The sequence below is a fragment of the Streptomyces sp. CB02009 genome (assembly GCF_001905825.1).
GTDB lineage: Bacteria > Actinomycetota > Actinomycetes > Streptomycetales > Streptomycetaceae > Streptomyces.
Window position 1 is genome coordinate 272,641 of record NZ_LIVV01000008.1, and the last position, 20,473, is coordinate 293,113.

Annotated in this window: 16 protein-coding genes; 5 read left to right on the forward strand and 11 right to left on the reverse strand. The window is 73.7% G+C overall.

Features of this window, described 5'->3' with window-relative positions:
- Positions 1 to 19 precede the first annotated feature (19 nt).
- The 10 genes from AMK27_RS30295 to AMK27_RS30340 all read right to left on the reverse strand — a co-directional run bounded on the left by AMK27_RS30295 (position 20) and on the right by AMK27_RS30340 (position 14,056).
- Positions 20 to 1,102, reverse strand: coding sequence for a Zn-dependent alcohol dehydrogenase (locus tag AMK27_RS30295; protein ID WP_073915491.1), 1,083 nt, complete (start codon positions 1,100 to 1,102; stop codon positions 20 to 22).
- Between the two features lie 105 nt (positions 1,103 to 1,207).
- The gene (locus AMK27_RS30300; RefSeq protein WP_073915241.1) at positions 1,208 to 2,599 is read right to left on the reverse strand and encodes an aldehyde dehydrogenase family protein; all 1,392 of its coding nucleotides are present in this window, start codon (positions 2,597 to 2,599) and stop codon (positions 1,208 to 1,210) included.
- Positions 2,600 to 2,884: 285 nt separating this feature from the next.
- Positions 2,885 to 3,769: a class F sortase gene (locus AMK27_RS44390; RefSeq protein ID WP_338014352.1), complete on the reverse strand. Its 885-nt coding sequence runs from the start codon at positions 3,767 to 3,769 to the stop codon at positions 2,885 to 2,887.
- A 52-nt stretch (positions 3,770 to 3,821) separates the two neighbouring features.
- Positions 3,822 to 4,592 carry a hypothetical protein gene (locus AMK27_RS30310; protein WP_073915247.1) on the reverse strand — a complete coding sequence of 257 codons (771 nt, stop codon included), beginning with the start codon at positions 4,590 to 4,592 and terminating at the stop codon, positions 3,822 to 3,824.
- Between the two features lie 164 nt (positions 4,593 to 4,756).
- Positions 4,757 to 6,226, reverse strand: a complete 1,470-nt coding sequence (locus tag AMK27_RS30315) for a CitMHS family transporter (RefSeq protein WP_073915250.1) — start codon at positions 6,224 to 6,226, stop codon at positions 4,757 to 4,759.
- Between the two features lie 119 nt (positions 6,227 to 6,345).
- Entirely contained in the window at positions 6,346 to 8,547 is a 2,202-nt protein-coding gene (locus tag AMK27_RS30320; RefSeq protein ID WP_073915253.1) for a molybdopterin oxidoreductase family protein, read from the reverse strand.
- A gap of 84 nt (positions 8,548 to 8,631) precedes the next feature.
- Entirely contained in the window at positions 8,632 to 9,261 is a 630-nt protein-coding gene (locus AMK27_RS30325) for a TetR/AcrR family transcriptional regulator (protein ID WP_073915256.1), read from the reverse strand.
- 249 nt (positions 9,262 to 9,510) lie between these two features.
- Entirely contained in the window at positions 9,511 to 10,860 is a 1,350-nt protein-coding gene (locus AMK27_RS30330; protein ID WP_241847646.1) for a hypothetical protein, read from the reverse strand.
- Positions 10,857 to 11,669: a hypothetical protein gene (locus AMK27_RS30335; protein ID WP_073915259.1), complete on the reverse strand. Its 813-nt coding sequence runs from the start codon at positions 11,667 to 11,669 to the stop codon at positions 10,857 to 10,859. The genes AMK27_RS30330 and AMK27_RS30335 overlap by 4 nt, the downstream gene beginning before the upstream one ends.
- Positions 11,666 to 14,056: a right-handed parallel beta-helix repeat-containing protein gene (locus AMK27_RS30340; protein ID WP_241847647.1), complete on the reverse strand. Its 2,391-nt coding sequence runs from the start codon at positions 14,054 to 14,056 to the stop codon at positions 11,666 to 11,668. Before AMK27_RS30340 ends, AMK27_RS30335 begins: the two co-directional genes overlap by 4 nt.
- A 245-nt stretch (positions 14,057 to 14,301) precedes the next feature.
- Here AMK27_RS30340 and hmgA point away from each other — a divergent pair, with 245 nt between their 5' ends.
- The 3 genes from hmgA to AMK27_RS30355 all read left to right on the forward strand — a co-directional run bounded on the left by hmgA (position 14,302) and on the right by AMK27_RS30355 (position 17,909).
- On the forward strand, positions 14,302 to 15,633 hold the full coding sequence (gene hmgA, locus AMK27_RS30345; protein ID WP_073915262.1) for a homogentisate 1,2-dioxygenase: 1,332 nt from the start codon (positions 14,302 to 14,304) through the stop codon (positions 15,631 to 15,633).
- Between the two features lie 40 nt (positions 15,634 to 15,673).
- Positions 15,674 to 16,423: a GntR family transcriptional regulator gene (locus tag AMK27_RS30350; protein ID WP_073915265.1), complete on the forward strand. Its 750-nt coding sequence runs from the start codon at positions 15,674 to 15,676 to the stop codon at positions 16,421 to 16,423.
- Positions 16,424 to 16,634: 211 nt separating this feature from the next.
- On the forward strand, positions 16,635 to 17,909 hold the full coding sequence (locus AMK27_RS30355; RefSeq protein ID WP_158076935.1) for a type ISP restriction/modification enzyme: 1,275 nt from the start codon (positions 16,635 to 16,637) through the stop codon (positions 17,907 to 17,909).
- Here the strand turns inward: AMK27_RS30355 and AMK27_RS30360 are convergent.
- Positions 17,896 to 18,633: a TetR/AcrR family transcriptional regulator gene (locus AMK27_RS30360; protein WP_073915268.1), complete on the reverse strand. Its 738-nt coding sequence runs from the start codon at positions 18,631 to 18,633 to the stop codon at positions 17,896 to 17,898. The genes AMK27_RS30355 and AMK27_RS30360 overlap by 14 nt on opposite strands.
- Before the next feature lie 62 nt (positions 18,634 to 18,695).
- Between AMK27_RS30360 and AMK27_RS30365 the strand changes: the two genes are divergently transcribed.
- Positions 18,696 to 19,634 (forward strand): ATP-binding cassette domain-containing protein, encoded by a 939-nt coding sequence (locus tag AMK27_RS30365; protein ID WP_073915271.1) that lies wholly within the window; start codon positions 18,696 to 18,698, stop codon positions 19,632 to 19,634.
- The gene (locus AMK27_RS30370; RefSeq protein ID WP_073915274.1) at positions 19,631 to 20,449 is read left to right on the forward strand and encodes an ABC transporter permease; all 819 of its coding nucleotides are present in this window, start codon (positions 19,631 to 19,633) and stop codon (positions 20,447 to 20,449) included. The genes AMK27_RS30365 and AMK27_RS30370 overlap by 4 nt, the downstream gene beginning before the upstream one ends.
- The last annotated feature ends 24 nt before the right edge of the window (positions 20,450 to 20,473 follow it).

A 20,473-nucleotide genomic window follows, 5' to 3' on the forward strand; every position in this document is an offset into this window, starting at 1 on the left:
CCCGCGCGTACGGGTCGTGTCAGGGGAAGACCACCAGGGCCCGGCCGCCCTTGCCCGCGAGCATGTTCTCGAAGGCGCCCGGGATGCCGTCCAGGGTGATCCGCTCGGTGACGAGCGCGCTCAGGTCGAGGCGCCCGGCGCGGATGTGCCCGGCCAGGACCGGCAGGTCGACGGCGGGGTTCGAGTTGCCGTAGACGCAGCCCGCGAGGGTGCGGCCCCAGTGGAAGATCTCCAGGGCGTTGAAGGCGACCTGCTGGTCCTTGCCGCCGATGCCGACGACCGTGGTGCGGCCGCCGCGCCGGGTGGAGTCCCAGGCGGTACGGATGGTGACGGCGCGGCCGACGCACTCGACGGCCACGTCGACGCCGTGGCCCCCCGTCAGCTTCCGGATCTCCTTCGCCGTCGTCTCCGAGGCGACGACGTACTCGGTCGCCCCGGCCGCCCGCGCGAGCGCCTCCTTCTCCGGGGAGACGTCCACGGCGACGATCGTCGAGGCGCCCGCGATCCGGGCCGCCTGCAGCGTCGCGAGCCCCACCCCGCCGACACCGAACACCGCCACCGTCTCGCCCTCGCGGACCCGGGCGGAGTGGTGGACCGCGCCCCAGCCGGTGAGCACGGCGCAGCCGAGGAGGGCCGCGTCGGCGAGCGGCACGCCCTCGGGGACGGGCAGGACGCAGTTCGCGGCGACGACCGTCTCCTCGGCGAAGGCGGCGACGTTGAGCCCGGGGTGGAGCTCGGTGCCGTCCTCGGTGCGGGCGTGGGTGTTCGCGGTGCCGGTCAGGGCATTCGCGCAGAGCCAGACCTCGCCGAGCGAGCAGGGGTGGCAGTCACCGCAGGACGGCGCCCAGTTGAGGACGACGCCGTCACCGGGGGCGACATGGGTGACGCCCTCGCCGACGGAGACGACGGTCCCCGCGCCCTCGTGGCCGAGGACGGCGGGCACCGGCACCCGCATCGTGCCGTTGGTGAGGGACAGGTCGGAGTGGCAGACACCGGCGGCCGCGAGCCGGATCCGGACCTGGCCGGGCCCCGGCTCGGGGAGTTCGATGCCGGTGACCTCCAGCGGGGAGCCGACGGCGGGCAGGACGGCGGCGCGGATCAGGCTCACGTGCGGTGCTCCTCGGGAGTCGCGTGGACGGGGCGGAACGGCGGGGCCGGTGGGGTTGGTGGAGTTGGCGGGGTTGGTGGGACAGGCGGGCCCCGTCTCTCAGAACTGCAGGGACTTGGTCTGGAGATACTCGGTGAGACCGTGCGCGCCGAGCTCCCGGCCCACGCCGGACTGCTTGTACCCGCCGAAGGGGGCCAGCGGGTTGAACCGGCCGCCGTTGATGTCGACCTGGCCGGCCTCCATGCGCCGGGCGAAGGCGACGGCCTCCTCCGGCTCGCCCCAGACCGCCCCGGCGAGGCCGTACACCGTGCCGTTGGCGATGGCGAGGGCCTCCTCCTCATCCTCGTACCGGAGCAGCGAGACGACCGGTCCGAAGATCTCCTCCTGCGCGATGGTCATCTCCGGGGTGACGTCGGCGAAGACGGTCGGGGAGACGTAGTAGCCGGTCTCCAGCGGGGCCTCGGCTCCGCCGGCGACGAGCCGGGCGCCCTCCTCGACGCCCTTCTCGATGTAGCCGCGGACGCGCTCCTGCTGCTTGGCGTTGACCAGCGGGCCGAGGCGCTCGCCGGGGACGTACTTGGCGACGGCCTCCGCCGCGAGCGCCACCGCCTCCTCGTACCGGTCCGCGGGGATCAGCATCCGGGTCCAGGCGCTGCACTTCTGACCGGAGTTGGACATCACGTTGGCGACGCCGACGGAGACCGCCTTGGCGAGGTCGGCGCTCGGCAGGATGACGTTGGCGGACTTGCCGCCGAGTTCGAGGGCGACCCGCTTGACGGCGCCGCCCGCGAGGGCGCCGATGCGGCGGCCGACGGCGGTGGAGCCGGTGAAGGAGACGAGGTCCACGTCGGGGTGCTCGGCGAGGGCCTGCCCCGCGACCGGGCCGAGGCCGGTGACCAGGTTGAAGACGCCGGCCGGCAGGCCCGCCTCGTGCACGGCCTCGGCGAAGAGCTGGGCGGTCAGCGGGGTGTCCTCGGCGGGCTTGAGGACGGTCGTGCAGCCGGCGGCGAGGGCCGGCGCGATCTTGGCGACGACCTGGTGGAGCGGGAAGTTCCAGGGCGTGATCGCGGCGACGACGCCGACGGGCTCGGCGTAGACGGTCGAGTTGCCGACCTTCTCCTCGAAGGGGTGGGTGGCGGCGAGCTCCGCGTACGTCCCCGCCACGGCGATCGGCAGTCCGGCGTGCACGGCGGCGGCGAGCTGCGGCGGAGCGCCGAGTTCGGCGGTCACGGTGGCGGCGATCTCCTCCGCGCGGGCGGCGAGCGCGTCGCGCAGGGCGGCGATCCGGGCGCCGCGCTCGGCGGGCGGGGTCGCGGCCCAGCCGGGCAGGGCGGCACGGGCGGCGCGTACCGCCGCGTCGACGTCCTCGGCGGTGCCCGCCGGGACGTGGGCGATGACCTGCTCGTCCGCCGGGTTGAGGACGGCGATCGTGTCGGGACCGACGGCGGGCCGCCACTCTCCGCCGATGTACATCGCGTCGTGCGCCTTCATCCGATGTCTCCTCACACTACCGACCGGTTCGACACCCAAACTAGCGCTGTTAGTTTTTGGGCGCCAGGGCCTCCGGACGTGCCCCCGGTCTCAGTCCCCAGCCGATCGTGCCGCTCCCTCGCACCCGCTGTCCACGGGAGGACCGGACAGATGCCGGGCGGGCCCCGGCACAGCACCGCGCCCGGCGGGCACGCACCTGGGTGGTGCGGCCCGCCGGACGCGGCGGGGCGGGGCCGACGGAGCGGCTGGGTCTGTCGGACCCGTGGTTCAGATCGGACCTGTGGTTCAGATCTGCTGGGCGATGTCGGTGAGGTGGGCGAAGACGACGATGTTCGCCTCGTAGCCCTTTCCGGGGTCGAAGGCTCCGCCGCAGGTGAGCAGCCGCAGTTCGGGCCGCCCCGTGGAGCCGTACACCTCCTTGTCGGGGAAGCCGGTCTTGGAGTAGGTGACGACGCGGTCGACCGTGAAGACGGCGACCTTGCCGTCGGCGCGGGCGACCCGGACGGTGTTGCCGGCGCTGAGCGAGTCGAGGCTGACGAAGATGGCGGGTCCGGTACGGGTGTCACGGTGGCCGACGACGACGGCGGTCCCCCGCTCACCGGGAGTGACCCCCTTCGCGTACCAGCCGACCACGTCGGGGTTCTCCATCGGCGGTGTCGCGAGCCGCCCTTCGCCGTCGAGGCCGAGATCCAGCACCGGGGCCTCGATGGTGATGGCCGGTACGGCGACGGTGACGGGACGCGAACGGGCCAGCGGCGCGGGCGGGGGCGAGGACCGGGGCGACGGCACTGCCTTCGGCACCGCACCGGGCGCCGCCTTGGGCACTGCCTTCGGCGCCGCCTTGGGCTTCGCCGTGGCTTTCGCCCCGGGTTTCGCCGTGGATCCCGCCTGCGGCTTCGCCACGGGCCTCGTCTCGGGCTTGGCCTCAGGCTTCGCGACGGGCCTCGTCTCGGGCTTGACCGCAGACCTCGCCTCCGGCTTTCCCTCGGGCTTCGTCTCGGGCTTCGTCTCGGGCTTCGCCTTGTGGTCGAGGGCCGCCTGTGCTCCGACCGCCGCCTCCGCCGGGCCGGGAGCGGCCGCCGCGGCGGCAGCGGCAAGCGCCGGAGCGTCCGGTTCCTCGTCACCGGCCCACCAGATCCCGCCGGTCACCAGGACCGTGGTGACCGTCACGGTCCTGGCGAGCCGGAACAGCCGCCGTTGACGACGCGTGAGGCGCGCGAGGCTACGCGGCGCCATGGTCGCGGCGGCGCGAGCGGCGGATCAGGACCAGGCCGGCCGTGCCGGCGAGGCCGGCGGCGACGGCCGCCCCGATGCCGAAGCCGGAGGAGTCGTCGGCGGCGACCTCCGCGCTGCCGCCGCCGCCCGCGCCGACCGCGCCCTGCGGAGGCTGGCCGCTCCAGCTGTCTTCGCGGCTGCTGTCGCTTCCGCCGTTCCAGTTGTTTCCGTTGCCGCCGGTGGCGTTGGGATTGCCGTTGCCATTGCCGTTGCCGTTGCCGCCGTCGGCATTGGGGCCGGGGCCGTTCCCGCCCGTGCCGTTACCGCCGCCACCGTTCCCGCCGGTGGGTGGCGGACTCGCGATGGTGTCACCGGGGCACGAGACCTGGAAGGCCTTCGGCCTCACCACGACGGTCTGGCCCTGGAAGGTCCATGAGAGCCGGTACTGCCCGCTCGGCAGGGAGAGCGGGTCCGTGTGCCCCGCGCCGGCCACGAGGGTGAGCTGCCCGGAGAGGGCGGGCCCGTTGGCGGACGGCTGGCGTGAGATCGCCCAGTTGACCTGCGGGAGCGTCTCGAAGTCGGAGGCCGACAGATAGAACCGGCAGACCCTCGGTTCGTCCCTCTGGGACCCGAAGGGCGTGCCGACACTGTGGACCTTGATGTCGCCGCTGTCGCCGGGGGCGGCGTAGGCCGAGGGCGCGCCCGCGAGGGCGAGGCCGCCGAGCGTGAGGACGGCGGCCGCGGTGGCGGCGAGAGGGCGGGCGGTACGAGCGGTCATGCGGGGTTCCTCCGGAAGGAGCGCGCCGGACAGTACAAACCGATAATCGGACTATCTGTCACGACAGAACTACGGAGGGTGGCGCCATGCGCACGCCACCCTCCGAAGTCGCCCGTCCGGCCCAGGCCGGGGCTCCGAGGCCCCAGCCTGGGCCGCTCCGGGGCTCAGATGATGCCGAAGAGGATCCCCGCCGCGAGGACGACGAGCGAGGTCAGCGCGGCCCACTTCACCGTGAACCTGGTGTGGTCACCGAACTCCACCTTCGCCATGCCGACGAGGACGTACACGGCGGGGACCAGCGGGCTCGACATGTGCAGGGCCTGGCCGACCAGGGAGGCGCGCGCGATCTCCAGGGGCGAGACGCCGTGGGCGGCGCCCGCCTCGGCGAGGACCGGTACGACGCCGAAGTAGAAGCCGTCGTTCGACATGAAGTAGGTGAGCGGGATGCTCAGGACACCGGTGACCAGGCCCATGTGCGGGCCCATGCCCTCGGGGATGGCGCCGACGAGCCAGTCGGCCATGTGCTTGACCATGCCCGTGCCGGTGAGGACACCGGTGAAGACGGCGGCGGCGAAGACCATGCCGGAGACGTTGAGGACGTTGTCCGCGTGGGCCGCGATGCGCGCCTTCTGCTCGGCCATCTTGGGGTAGTTGACCGTGAGCGCGAGCGCGGCGCCGAGCAGGAAGAGCACCGGGATCGGCATCAGTTCGAGGATCATCGCGGTGAGCAGCGCGACCGTCAGCCCTGCGTTGAACCAGTACAGCCGGGGGCGCAGGGTCGCCCGGTTCGGATCGAGCCCCTGGAACCCCTCGTCCTCGCCCTCACCGGAGCTGGAACCGGAGGCGGAGCCGGGAACGGAACCGGAGACCGCGCCCGTCGCGTCACCGGAACCACCGCCGGACTTCTTGGTCAGGTCCACCACACCCCCAGCACCCCCGGCACCGCCGTGGCCGCCCCCGGTGCCCGCCGCGACCAGGACCGTGTCGTTCTCGGGCACGAGGGCCTCGTCGAGCGTGAGGTAGCCGATGCGCTTCCGCTCGCGGCGCCCGAGGACGTACGCGAGGACGAACACGAAGAGCAGGCCCGTGCCGAGCGCCGGGATCATCGGTACGAAGACATCGCCGGCGTCCAGCTTCAGCGCGGTCGCGGCGCGGGCCGTGGGACCGCCCCAGGGGAGGGTGTTCATGACACCGTTCGCGGTGGCGGCGACGCCCGTCATGACCACCAGGCTCATGCCGAGCCGCTTGTAGAGCGGATACATCGCGGAGACGGTGATCATGAACGTGGTCGAACCGTCGCCGTCCAGCGACACGATCGCGGCCAGCACCGCCGTACCCACCACGATCCGTACGGGGTCGGCCTTGCAGAAGCGCAGGATGCCCCGGACGATCGGGTCGAAGAGGCCGACGTCGATCATCACGCCGAAGTAGACGATGGCGAACATCAGCATCGCCGCCGTCGGTGCCAGCTTGCCGACGCCCTCGATGACGTAGTCGCCGAGCTGGGCTCCCTGCCCGACCGCCACGCAGAACAGCGCGGGGATCAGCACGAGTGCCGCGATCGGCGACATCTTTTTCATCATGATCAGGACCAGGAAGGTCGCGATCATGGCGAAGCCGAGGACGGTCAGCATGGAGGACACCTCACGTTCACCCTTGAACTGCCGCCGAGCGGCGGTCCGGATGACGGTAGGTGCCCCCTTCTGCCGTTAACAAGACGTTGACGCGTGAGCAATACGAGCAAAACCCCAGGTCACGGCAGGGGCGAGACCTGGACGGGGAAGCCGTTCAGGACGGCGGTGCCCGACAGGGGGTCGAGCCGGGAGCCGTCGAGCAGCTGGTTGACATTGACTCCGGGGCGCGCGGACGCGACGGCCAGCCGGGTGCCCGGCCGGTCGTGACCCCAGCCGTGCGGCAGGCTCACCACCCCCGGGCGCACCCCGTCGGTCACCTCGACCGGGACCTCCAGCTCGCCGCCCTCCCCCTTCACCCGCGCGAGGCCGCCGTCGGCGAGCCGCAGCCGGGCCGCGTCGTCGGGGTGCACCTGGAGGGTGCACCGGTTCGAACCGCCGCCGAGCGCCGGGGTGTTGTGCAGCCAGCTGTTGTTCGAGCGCAGGTGGCGGCGGCCCACGAGCTGGACGCTGCCCGCGTCGGGTACGGCGTGGAGCGCGGCCCGCAGCCGGGGCAGGTCGGCGGCGAGCGGCGCGGCGAACAGCTCGATCCGTCCGCTGCGCGTCCTGAGGACCTGCGGGAGGCGCGGCTTGAGCGGGCCGAGGTCGATGCCGTTCGGGTGGGCCCGCAGCTCGTCGAGGGTGAGCCCGTACGGGCCGAGGCGGAGCATCATGTCGAGCCGGCGCTCGGGCCCGGTGTCCCCGGTGAGCCCCGCGGCGAACTCCGCGGGGTCCGCCCCGTACGCCGGTGAGTGCTCCTGGGTCACCGCCTTGGCGAGGGTGGTGTCGATCGCGAGCCGGTCGACGGCGGACGGCGGGGCTCCGTGCATCCCGGAGACGGCGAGGATCAGCCGGGCGTGGATCTCGCACTCGTCCATCCGGTCCGCCTCCAGGGGGACGGCCGCCGGGGTGTAGCGGACCTGGTCGCGGACGGCGAGGGCGTTGAAGGCGAAGTCGAAGTGGGCGCTCCTGGAGGGCGGGGGCGGGGGCAGCAGGACGTCGGCGTGGCGGGTGGTCTCGTTGAGGTACGGGTCGACGGCGACCATCAGGTCGAGGGAGCCGAGCGCCGCGTCGAGGCGATCCCCGTCGGGTGCGGACAGGACAGGGTTGGAGGCGACGGTGATCAGCGCCCGGACGCGCCCCTCCCCCGGCGTCTCGATCTCCTCGGCGAGCGCCACCATCGGCAACTCCCCCTTGACCTCGGGGTGGTGCGAGACCCGGCTGTGCCGGCGGCCGAGGGCGAAGCCCCTGCCGGGTCCCGCGGGGCGCGGGGCCGGCGCGGTGGCGGAGAGCGGGAAGAGGGCGCCGCCGGGCCGGTCGAGGTTGCCGGTGAGGATGTTGAGGACGTCGACGAGCCAGTTGGCGAGGGTGCCGTAGGCCACGGTGGAGCTGCCCATCCGCCCGTACACGGCGGCGGTGGGCGCCGCGGCGAGCTCCCGGGCCAGGGCGCGGAGGGTGTCGGCGTCCACGTCGCAGGCGTCGGCGACGGCCTCGGGGCTGAACTCCCGTACCGCGGCCCTCACCTCCTCGACCCCCTCCACCTGGGCGGCGAGCGGGCCGAGGTCGGTGAGCCCCTCCTCGAAGAGGGTGTGGACGAGTGCGGCGAGGAGGAACGCGTCGGCGCCGGGGCGGATCGCGACGTGCCGGTCGGCGAGGCGGGCGGTGCGGGTGCGCCGGGGGTCGACGACGGTGAGGGTGCCGCCGCGCCGGCGCAGCGCCTTGAGCCTGCCGGGGAAGTCGGGGGCGGTGCACAGGCTTCCGTTGGAGTCCAGCGGGTTGGCTCCGAGGATCAGCAGGTGGTCGGTGCGGTCCAGGTCCGGCACGGGGATCGCGAAGGGGTCTCCGAACAGCAGGCCGCTGGAGACGTGCTTGGGCATCTGGTCGATCGTCGACGCCGTGAAGAGGTTCCGCGTGCGCAACGCGCCGATCAGCAGGGGCGGGTAGAGGGCGCCGGCGATCGTGTGCACATTGGGGTTGCCCAGGACGATACCCACGGCATCCGGCCCGTACTCCTCGATCAGCGGACGGATTCTCTCGGCGATCGTGTCGAACGCCTCGTCCCAGGTCGCCTCCTGGAGCCGCCCGTCCTTCCTGACCAGCGGGGTGCGGAGCCGGTCGGGGTCGGCGTCGATCCCGGGGAAGGCGGCCCCCTTGGGGCAGACGAAGCCCTGGCTGAACACGTCCTCGCGGTTTCCGCGCGCGCCGGTGACCCGGGACCCTTCGATCGTCAGGGTCAGTCCGCAGGTCGCTTCGCAGAGGGGGCAGATGCGCGGGGCGGTGGACATGGCGTCTCCCGGGGGCAGCGTCGGGTCGGGGCCGGGGCATCGGCCCGCCGCGAGCATACCGACCGGTAGGCACGTCCGGCAGGGTTACGACAGGGAGGGCGAGAGATAGGCGTGAAGGAGCTGCCGGGTCTCGTCGATGACGGCCGGGTCGCCCTCGGGGGCGGCGCGGAAGGCGAGGCGGACGAGGGTGTCGGCGGTCTCGACGCCGACCCGGACCTTGCGTCGCAGCGTCTCGTCCGCGGGACGGCCGAGGTGGGCGGCGAGCAGATCGCAGATCCGCTCGGCGACCTGGCCGTTGGGGTCCTCGCCGGCCTCCTCGGCGGCGGGCACCCCGAAGTCGACGAGGGCGAAGCCCGGAACGGTCCTCTTCATGGCGATGAACTCGTCGAGCACACCGTCGATGGCCGCGTGGGGATCGGGATCGGCGGCGGCGTCGAGATGGGCGGCGATCCGCTCGGCGTACCGGTCGAGGTTCCGGTGGGCGAGCGCGGAGACCATGGCCCGCTTGTTGTCGAAGAAGCGGTAGACGGAGCCGATGGGGACTCCGGCACGGGCTGCGACGGCACGGGTGCTCAGCTGCTCGTAGCCGGTCTCGTCGAGCAGGTCGGCGCACGTGTCGAGGATCCGGGCGAGCCGCTCGGCACTCCGCTGCTGCACGGGGGCCCGGCGCAGCGTGGACGGGGTCTGGGCGTGGGACTGGGGCACGGAGTCCATGATGCCGCTCCCCGGGCGGGTTCCACGGCCCGGGCGACCGCGAAAGCGGCCGGGCGGCGGCCCGTCGACGGGCCGAACCGCCCCTGGAACCGGCCAGGACGGCGCCGAGGCCCCGCCCACACCTGCCGCGGGCCTGCCTCCCGATCCACCGCGGGCGCCCCTTGCCCGAGGGGCGAAGGGAGCACGGGCGGACGCCCCGGGCCGCGGCGGGGACGGCGAAGACGGCGAAGACGGCGAGGACGCGCCTGGTCAGGCGATCAGCAGGCCGATTCCGCCGAGGGTGTACGCGATCATGAGCGCGAACAGCGGGAGTTGGCCGGCGACCGCGCGGTCGGGCGGGAAGAGGCGTACGGACCGGTCGTGGGCGGCGACGACACCGAGGACGTGGCCGGTGACGATAGCGGTGACCTGAAGGGTCGCGAGGCCGCCGGGGCCCAGGAACGGGGCGGGTGCGAGGGCGTTGTCAGTGCCCCCTGCCATCATGACTGTACGTAGTCCTTCGGTGACGAAGAGCGAGAAGTAGTGGGCGGTGAGGTAGCCGAGGGCGATGGGCAGGAGCGAGTGGGCGAAGGAGGTGAGCGGGGTGGTGAGGGTGCGGTTCATCAGGCGGAGGGCGCCCGCGCAGAGTCCGTAGCAGGCGGCGACGAGGGCGACGGCGGCGAGCAGGCCGAGTGTGGCGGTGGGGACGGGGCCGAGGGGTGAGGTCTGGAGGGTGGTGATCCAGCGGGGGCTGTCGGAGAGGCCGTCGTAGGCGGTGGAGCCGAGGAGGACACAGACGGCGGCGACGAGACCGGGGGTCTGCGGGGTGGAGTCGAGGCCGTGGAAGGGGGAGCGGAGGACGAGTCGGCCGTCGACGCGGCGGCCGAGCGGGGAGAGCCGGGCGAGAAGGGAGGAGTACACCTCGAAGGGGTCGGCGTGGGCGAACCACCGGTCGCCGTAGCGGGCGGCGCCGCCGAGCTGGACGGCGGCGTGGAGGGCGAAGGCCGCCAGGAGGGTGGTGGTGGAGGTGTTGTCGGGGGCGACGAGTTCGAGCCAGGTGAAGAGGAGGAGCCCGAGGGCGGCCGGGCGGATGCCGACGGCGGCGGGCAGCGGACGGGGTTTCCGCGGCGGGTGCAGGGAGTGGGCGGCGCGCAGGGGGTTGAGGAGGCGCCAGACGGGGCCGAGGAGGAGGGAGGCGGGGACGAGGCCGACCCAGAGCAGGACGTAGACGGCGCCGGGCGCGGGGTTGCGGTCGGGGTCGTCGGGCCCGAGAAGGAGGTGGAGGAGGAACACGAGGGCGGCGACGGCGCCGAGGAACCGGAGGGCGGTACGGGTGGCGGGGGCGTCGGCGACCCGCTGGAGGGCCGCGGGGAGCGGGCGTCCCGACAGGTCGCCGCGGAAGCGGGAGGAGGACCAGAGCAGCCCGAGGGCGAGGAAGGAGACGAGCAGCGCGGTGAACGCGCCGGCGTAGGCGTAGAAGGGCGAGAGGGGGAGGTCGTGCCGGGAGCCCACGCCGTGGGCGAGCGGAAGGCCGAGACCGGGGCCGGGCTCGGGGGTGAGGGCATGGACCTGGGCGTGGGCCTGGGCGAGTGGGGCGGTCTGGGTGAGCGTGCCGGTCATCGGACGACGAGTTGGGTCAGCAGGAGTCCGGACTCGTGGGTCTCGACCTCGAAGAGGCCGGTGCGGTCGGCGGTGAGGGTGAGGGTGGCGGGCGTGCCGGGAGAGAGGGGGAGTTCGCGGTCGTAGCCGTGCACATGGAGGGTGTCGGCTCGGTCGCTGGTGACACGGAGGGTGAGGCGCTCGCCCTTCTTCAACTCGACGCGGGAGGGCAGCGGCTGGACGGTCGATCCGGAGACGGTGATGTCGACGGTGCGTCCGGTGGCGGTCGGCGGGGGTTTCGGTGCCGGGCTGCTCGGGGGCGCGGCGCCGTCCAGGCGGACTGTCGCCTGCACGGGGGCGCCCGCGACGGCCCAGGCGGTGTGGTCGTCGGCATGCAGGCGGACGGTGAGGGTACGGGTGCCGGCCGGTACGTATCCCCACGGGCTGTAGAGGCGGCCGGCCTCGCGGCCGTCGACCAGGAGGCGGGCGTGGCCGCGGCCCGGGAGGGCCGCGCCGCCGGTGCTGTCGGGGGTGAAGCGGAACCTCTCCACCGTGAGGTGGACGTTCCAGCCGCCCTCGGCGTCGGGGCGGGTCTCGACGCGGACGGTGGGCGCTTCCGCCGCGGGGAGCTCCCGGAGCCGGTGCCCGCTCTCATCCCGGGCGGTGAGCAGGGTGCCGGTGCCGCCGGTGGCCTCCTCGTGGCTGGTGCCGGGCTTGTGGTGGGTGGTGGCCCGGCCGCCGCAGCCGGTCAGGAGCAGGGCGGCGGCCAGGAGTGCGGCCAGGGCCGCGACGAGGGGCGGGCGGGTGACGCCGCCGACGGGCCGCCTCATGCCGTGGCCTCGCCGTGCGGCCGGGGCTCGGCCGGGGTGCCGCCCGCGCCGGGGGCCGCGCCGGGATTCGAGCCGGGGGCGGCGCCGGATGCCCCGCCGGGGGTCGCCGCCCCGGACGCCGTGCCGGGGGCGGCACTCGGGCCCGTCCCTGCCCGTGGGCCCGCCCCGGGGTCGGGGGCCGGTGTCGCGCCCGCCTGGGCGTGGGCCGGGGCCGGGTCCGAGGCCGCGTCCGGCTGGGCGTGGGCAGAGGCCGGGTCCGATGCCGCGTCCGCCTGGGCGTGGGCCAGAGCCGGGTCCGATGCCGCGTCCGCCTGGGCCGGGTCCTGGGCGTGGGCCGGGGCCGACGTCCCGTCCGCCGGGGCCACGTCCGGATCCGTCGGGGCCGGGCCGCGGGATCCTGCGGCTACGACCGCCCACAGCACCCAGATGACGCCCAGGAGCAGGCGGAGCCAGGCGGGGCTGAGGGGGATGCCGGGGACCATGAGGATCGCCTTGTCGAAGGCGTCGAGGAGGGTGAGGGCGCCGAGGACCACGGTGGTCCAGGCCAGGACGGGGCGGGTGGGGCGCAGGGCGAGGCCGAGGAGGGTCCACCAGACGCCGGTGAGGAGCAGCGCGAGGGCCGGGACGGCGGTCGGCGTGAGGGCGAGGGTCGAGCCGGCGACGTCGAGGGCGAGGCCCGCGAGGCCGATGAGGGTGGCGACGCCCGCGAGGCGGTTGCCGCGCAGTCGGCGCCACCAGAGGGCGAAGCCGGCGAGGGCGAGGACGAGGGAGCTGCCGAGGGCGAGTTGGGTCTCGACGCGCTGGAGGCCGCGGGCGCCGTACCAGTCGCAGCCTGCCGGGAGGCGGCGCGCCTGGACGTTGTAGTCGGCGCAGACGAGGAGTTGGGCGAGTTTGACGGGTTCGCCGACGAGCCGGTCGGTGCCGCCGGAGACGTCGCCGCGGCGCGCCCCGCAGTGAGGCAGGGCGCCGGGGCTGGCGGCGCCGGTGTCGGGCTGCCAGCAGTTGCCGCTGCCCTGGCCGTCCCACCAGACGTCGGTGCGGTTGGGGCGGGCCGTGCCGGACTTGTCGACGCCGAGGTGGTTGTCGGCGTAGCGGTTGTGGTGGGAGGTGTCGGCCTGCTTGCCCCAGGCGGACTCGCCGCGGATGAAGGCGGGGACGGCGTTGAGGTAGAAGGCGGCGCGCTGGTGGCCGTAGACCCAGTTGTTCTCGTAGAGGTTCCAGTTGCCGCCGGCGGTGATGATGCCGGTGCCGGGGGGCATGGAGATCTGGGGGCAGACGACGCCCTGTTCGTAGCCGCGCTCGACGGGCGGTTTGGCGCAGGTGCCGTCGGCGACGTACGGGTAGTAGTTCTCGTTGTTGTCGTGGATCAGGTTGCGTTCGAAGCGGGCGTGGTTCTGCGGCAGTCCGGGGTGGCCGGGGAAGGCGGAGTCCATGGAGGCGCCGCCCATGTTGTGGTCGAACTCGTTGTCGTGGACCCAGACGGAGTCTCCGGCGGTGCCGGAGTAGCCGACCATGTTGTGGTGGCTGCGGCAGCCGGTGATCTCGATGGAGTAGCGGGGGACGTCGTAGCCCCGGCCGTCGTTGATGTTGGATGCCGAGCCGGGGTAGATGCCGGAGTCGCCGTTGCCGTAGGACTCGCAGTTCTTGTAGAGCCCGTGGTCGGAGGCGAAGGTGAGGAAGCCGTACTCGTCGTTCCAGCGGGTGAGGACGTCGTCGATGACGAAGCCGTCGGCGGCGAGGACGTACAGCGAGTTGAACGTGGTGCGCTGGGCGGTGAAGTTGCGGAAGTAGACGCCGTCGCTGCCGTCGGCCCGCAGTGCGTTGAGCTTCCGGTACTTGGCGTCGATGACGACGTCGAGGCGGGATGCTCCGGTGCCCTCGATCTGCAGGTTCTTCTTGCCGAGGATCGCGACGAGGTTCTGGTTGTGCGGGCACTGCCGCTGCTGCTCGTAGCTGAGGATCTGGTAGCCGAGCGAGGACTTGGGCGCGTCGAGGGTGGCGCAGGCTCCGGTGGGCGAGGGCAGGGAGGGCTCCTCCTCGTACAGGCCGGGGAGGATCGCGATGGTCAGGCCGGGCCGGTCGACGGCGTCGACGGCCTGCTGGAGGTGGCGGTAGCCCTCGCGGGCGCAGCGCTCGTAGAGGGTGCGGTTGCGGGTCTTGAGGGTCTCCGGGAACCGGGAAATCCGGCTTTCGAACGCGGTCCGGTCGGTCTTGCAGACGAGGAGGTCGGGTTCTCCGGTGCGGAGCTTCGGCACGGTGCCGGAGCCGTCGGGGAAGGTGACGGGCCGCTCCTCGTGGGCCTGGGCCCCGGGGGCGGTGAGCAGGGCCGCGGCGAGCGTCGCCAGCACGGCCGAGAGCGCGAGGACGAACCTTCGGGTCCAGGACATGCGCGTGAGAGTAGAGGATTGTTCATCTTTTTGGACCCCCTCGCGCAGCACCTGATTTCCGGGGCCGCTACCGCCCGCGCCCCGACGCCGGAAGCCGGGCCGCCGCCCCGATTCGGTCGCCGGCCCCCGGCACAGCCCCCGACGCGACCCCCGCCGCCCCGTTGACGTGAGCCGCGCGGAATCCTACGGTCATGCATAGGATTCCCTTGTGGGCTTCCCTTGTGGGCTCAGGACAGGAGCGGGCGATGACCACGGAGCAGGCCGAGAAGCGCGAGCAGGCCAGGAAGACGGCCGAGACGCTCGGCTACAGCACCGGTTTCGGCAACGAGCACAGCTCGGAGGCGATCCCCGGCGCACTGCCGCACGGCCGCAACTCGCCGCAGCGGGCACCCCTCGGCCTGTACGCCGAGCAGCTCAGCGGCAGTGCGTTCACCGAGCCGCGGGCGCACAACCGCCGCTCCTGGCTCTACCGGATCCGCCCCTCCGCGGCGCACCCGCCGTTCACCCGGATCGACAACGGCGCCGTGCGCTCCGCGCCCTTCGACCAGACCGTGCCCGACCCGAACCGGCTGCGCTGGAACCCGCTGCCCGACCCGGCCCCCGGCACCGACTGGCTGGCCGGACTGTGGACCCTCGGCGGCAACGGCGACGCGACCCAGCGAAGCGGCATGGCCGTGCACCTGTACCACGCGAACGCCTCCATGGAACGGGTCTTCGGCAACGCGGACGGCGAGCTGCTGATCGTGCCGGAGCGCGGCGGCCTCCTCCTCCGCACCGAGCTGGGCCTGCTCGCCGTCCACCCCGGCGAGACGGCGCTGATCCCGCGCGGGGTCCGCTTCCGCGTGGACCTGCTGGAGGAGACCGCCCGGGGATACGTCTGCGAGAACTACGGGGCGCCTTTCCAGCTCCCCGACCTCGGCCCGATCGGCGCCAACGGCCTCGCCAACGCCCGGGACTTCCGGGCGCCCGTCGCCGCCTACGAGGACGTCGAGGGCCCGGTCGAGGTGGTCAACAAGTACTGCGGCAACCTCTGGTCGGCGACGTACGGCCACTCGCCGCTCGATGTCGTCGCCTGGCACGGCAACCACACCCCGTACGTCTACGACCTGCACCGCTTCAACGTCATCGGGACGATCTCGTACGACCACCCCGACCCGTCGATCTTCACGGTCCTCACCTCGCCCTCCGACACCCCGGGGCTCGCGAGCGTGGACTTCGTCGTCTTCGCCCCGCGCTGGCTGGTCGGCGAGGACACCTTCCGGCCGCCGTACTTCCACCGCAACGTGATGAGCGAGTACATGGGCCTCATCGAGGGCGCGTACGACGCGAAGGCGGAGGGCTTCGTGCCGGGCGGCGGCTCGCTGCACAACATGATGTCCGCGCACGGCCCCGACCGTGAGACCTTCGACCGGGCGAGCGCCGCCGAGCTGAAGCCGCAGAAGATCGACGACGGTCTTGCCTTCATGTTCGAGACCCGCTGGCCGGTGACCGCGACCCCGCAGGCCGCGGGCGCCGACCACCTGCAGAAGGGCTACGACGACGTATGGCAGGGTCTGGAGCGCCACTTTCGGCCGTAGTGTCTCGGCCGTAAGCCCGTAGCCTTCGTACGGAGAACCCGTGACCGCCTTCGCACCCGACTCGCTGGTCCTGAACCGCAAGCTGCCGCTCTGGTATCAGGTCTCGCAGTCGCTGCGCGCCTCGATACTGGGCCGCGCGCCCGACGCCTCGCTGCGGCTGCCCACCGAGGAGCAGCTCGCGGCGCACTACGGCGTCAGCGTGCTCACCATGCGCCAGGCCCTCAAGGAACTCGAGGAGGAGGGCCTGATCAGCCGGCACCGGCGGCGCGGGACCTTCATCGAGCCCGGCGCCCGGCGTTCCACCCCGCGCCGGCTGCTCGGCTCGATCGACGCGATCGTGGCCCAGCAGTCGGGCGAGCGGACGACGGTCCTGGGGCACGGCAGCGAGGCGGTGCCGGGTGAGCTCTCCGAACACTTCCCCGACCTGGCCGAGATCGTGGCGTACCGGCGGCTGCGCCGCGACGGGGAGAGCGGCGAGCCGACCAACTGGGCGGAGAACGCGGTGCGTCCCGAGCTCGCCGCCGCGATCGACCCGGCCGATCTGGAGCGCTGGCCGATGACGAAGGTGCTGCGGGACGTGGTCGGGGTGCGAATCAGCCGCATCACGGACACGGTCGAGGCGCGTCTCGCCGACCCGGAGACGGCGGCGCTCCTGGAGGTCCCGCTCCTGTCGCCGATCCTGCACTACACCGGCGTGACGTACGACGAGGCGGGCAGGGTCGTCGACGTGGCGCGCATCCGGTACCGGGGCGACCGCTTCTCCTTCACGGTCACGGTCGAGGCCCAGTGAGGGTCACGGTCGAGGCGCAGTGAGGGCGACGGCCGAGGCCCAGTGAGGGCGACGGCCGAGGCCCTGTGACGGTCGCGGCGGGAGCCCGGCGGCCGACACCGTCACCGCCAGCACCGCCGCCGTCACCGCCCCGCCGTCGTCGCCGCCGAAGCCCGCCCGTCGACGGCCGGGGCCTCCGGACGGTGGAGACCCGTGGACGGCGGTCGTTAGCATGCGGGGCGTGACGGAAGCCCCCGGAGCGAACAACGCCGATCTGCCGCCCCTCGCCGACGCGCCGCCCGTCGCCGACCTCCCCCTCCTCGACGACCTCATGCCGTGGTCCGTCGCGCCGCTGCGCTTCGGCCGCTCCTGGATCGTGGCGCCGGACGCCCGGACGCTGCGATCCCGCTGGGACCGCCTGGCGGCCGCCGAAGGGGCCGAGCGCGAGGCCCTGTTCCACCCCAGCCGGGCGCGCACCCCGTCGAGCGCCGTCGCCGCGCTGCCGGGCCAGCGGACCGGGACCGCGCGCTGGGCCCGTGAGCCGGGTCCGTGCCCGGAGCCGGTACGGGTCGCGCGGGGGCCGTTCGACGAGCAGCTCCTGCTGCCCGACCACCGGCTGATCGACACCGCCCGGCCGGAGCTGTGGCGGGTCGTCGGCGAGCCGCAGCTCTTCGCGGTCGAGCAGGGATACGTGCCCGGGGCGGCCGGCCCCGCGCTCCTGGTGACGTCGGCGCTGCCCGAGGGCCGCTCCCCCGCGGGCCGACCGGGCCGGATCCGCCCGCTGTTCCGGCGCCCCGGAGGGCGGGAGCCGAACCTCGCCCCCGGCCTCCTCGGCTTCCTCGGCGAGCGGTACGGGCACGAGGTCGACGCCCTGGAGTGGCTCGCGTGGACGGTGGCTGCGGCCCGCCCCTCCCCCGCCGGATGCCGGGTGCCGCTCCCCGCGGACCCGGAGGTCTGGGCGGCGGGTGTGGCGCTCGGCCGGGACCTCGTCGACGTCCAGGTGCGGGGTGCGCTGAGCGGGGCGAAGCCGCGGCTGCCCGGCGGGCGCCGTCCGTATGTGCGCGCGGCGGTCCCCCCGCGCCCCGGGGCGTTGACGTACGACCCGGCCGACGAGGCGCTGTGCCTCGACGAGGGCCGCATCTCGCCCGTACCGGCGGAGGCCTGGGAGTTCAGCGTCGGCGGGGCGCGGGTCCTCGAGCAGTGGTTCGCGCACCGGACCGCCCCGGCGGAGCCCGGGTCGCTCGACGCGATCGGACCGGCGGCCTGGCCGCAGGAGTGGACCTCGGAGCTGCTCGACCTGGTCACGGTGCTCGCGCTGCTCGGCGCGCGGGAGCCGGAGCGGGCGGCCCTGGCCTCGGAGGCCCTCGCCCCGGCGCGGGCCGGGTCCGCGGGCCGTGAGGAGCTGCGGGCGGCGGGCGTCCTGCCGCCGCCGGCCGGGTCCCGCCGTCCCGCCTCCGTGCTCGACCATCAGGAGGAGGGCCCGGAGGGCCAGTTCATGCTGCTGTGACGGGGCCCTCCGGCGGCGCGAACGAGTCGAGGAGGCGCCCGATGGTCAGGGCGAAGATCTCGTCCGGGTCGACGGGGGCGGCGGGGGCCTCGGCGAGCAGCCCGGCGAGGTGCGGGTACCGCCCGCTCGCGACCTGCCCCATGAGGTAGGCGCCGCGCACCGCCTGCTCCTCCTCCTCGGACCAGGGCAGTCCGCGGGCCCGTTCGGCGATGGCCTGTTCGTTGGCGACGGTCGCCATCACCGTGCCGTTGACCATGGCGATCAGCTGCATCTTGAGCCCCGGGGGGACGTCGAGCGGGGCGAGGCAGCCGAGGCACCACTCCAGGAAGCGCAGGGCGTTGGGACTGAATCCGTAGGCGGTGGTCATCACCCGGGCCAGCCAGGGGTGCCGGTACATGATCGCGCGGCTCTGGTGGGCGATCCCGGTCATGTCCGCGCGCCAGTCTCCACTGGGTTCCTCGGGGAGCACGTACTCGCCGCTGACCGCGTCGACCATCAGCTCGTACAGGTCCTCCTTGCGGGGGACGTAGTTGTAGAGCGACATGGTGCCGCAGCCGATCTCGGCGGCGATCCGCCGCATGGAGACCGCGTCGATGCCGTCCGTGTCGGCGACGCGCACGGCGGCGTCCACGATGTCCCGCCGGCTGTACGCCGGTTTCGGGCCGCGGCCCGCGCGCTCGGGCCGCGCCCAGATCACTTCCGGTTCGGCCGCTCGGCCCGCCATGGATCATCACCTCGCTCCCATCGTAGTTACGTACGCCGTACGTAGTGCGGTATGGTCGCGCCATGACGACTACGTACGCTGTACTTAGTGAGGGTCTGCGGAAGCGGTACGGCGATGTCCACGCCCTCCGCGGCCTCGATCTCGCCGTCCCCGAGGGCTCGGTCTGCGGTGTCCTCGGCCCCAACGGCGCCGGCAAGACCACCGCCGTCCGCGTCCTGACGACCCTGGCGAGACCCGACGCGGGCAGCGCGCTGGTGGCCGGCCGCGACGTGGTGCGCGATCCGGCGGGGGTGCGGCAGCGGATCGCGGTCACCGGGCAGAACACCTCCGTCGACGGGGACCTGACCGGCGCCGAGAACCTGCAGCTCTTCGCCCGGCTGCTGCGCGCCCCGCGCAGCCGCGCCGACGCGCTCCTGGAGCAGTTCGGCCTCACGGCGGCCTCCGGGCGCCCCGCCCGCACCTACTCCGGCGGCATGCGCCGCCGGCTCGACCTGGCGGCGAGCCTGATCGTCCCGCCGCGGGTCCTCTTCCTCGACGAACCGACGACCGGGCTCGACCCGCACAGTCGCAACGGGATCTGGGACGCCGTACGGGGGTTGGCGTCCCTGGGCACGACGGTGCTGCTGACCACGCAGTACCTGGAGGAGGCCGACCAGCTCGCCGACGACATCGTCCTGATCGACGAGGGCCGGGTGGCGCAGCGCGGCACCCCGGCCGCGCTCAAGGCCCTCGTCGGCAGCTACGCCGAGGTCGTCGTCGCCGACCCTTCGGCGCTCACGGCGGCCGCGGCCGTCCTCGACCGGCTGACCGGCTCGGCCCCGGTCCTGGACGCCGAGCGCCGCACGGTCGGCGCGGTGACGACGGACGGCACGCTCACCCTCCCCCGGATCGTCCGCGAGGTCGACGCGGCGGGGGTCCTCGTCGTCGACGCGTCGCTGCGCCCGCCGACCCTCGACGAGGTGTTCCTTCGCCTCACCGACCGGAAGGAACTCGCCGCATGAGCACCGCTCTCGTCCCGGAGCAGGGAACCCGCCCGGTGAGCACCGCTCTCGTCCGCGACGGAACGGCCGTCCTCTGCCGTCATCTCCTGCGCATCCGGCACGCGCCCGCGATCACCGTGATGACCCAGACGATGCCGATCGTGTTCCTGCTGTTCTTCGGGTACGTCTTCGGCAGCGCGCTCGCCGTGCCGGGCGCCGAGTACCGGTCCCAGCTGGTGCCGGGCCTGCTCGTCGCGACGGCGGCCGGAGGCCTGATGACCGGCATGTTCCAGGCCGCCCAGGACTCCCACCGAGGTGTCATGGACCGCTTCCGGACCATGCCCGTGAGCCGCGCCGCCGTCCCGCTCGGGCAGGCGCTCGCCGACCTCGTGGCCTGCGCCCTCGGCACCGTGCCACTCGTCCTGGTCGGGCTCGCGATGGGCTGGCGGATCGAGGGCGGCGCGGCGGAGGCCCTGGGCGCCTTCGGTCTGCTGCTGCTCTTCCGCTTCGCGGCGACCTGGGTGGGCATCCTGCTCGGCCTCGCCTCGAAGAGCGAGGAGGCCGCGGGCCAGCTCGGCAGCGCCACCTTCATGCTGCCGCTGCTCTCCAACGCGTACATCCCCACCGACGGCCTGCCCGGCTGGCTGCGCACGGTCGCCGAGTGGAACCCGATCTCGGCGGTCACGACAGCGGTGCGGCTCCTCTTCGGCAACGCGCCCGTCCCGGTGGACGCAGCCTGGCCGGTGGCCCACCCGGTCGCCGGGGCCCTGCTCTGGTCGCTCGGCCTGATCGCCCTCTTCGCACCCCTGGCGGTCCGCCGCCACACCCGCGGCTGACAGCGGCGCCTGCCCCACCCCAGG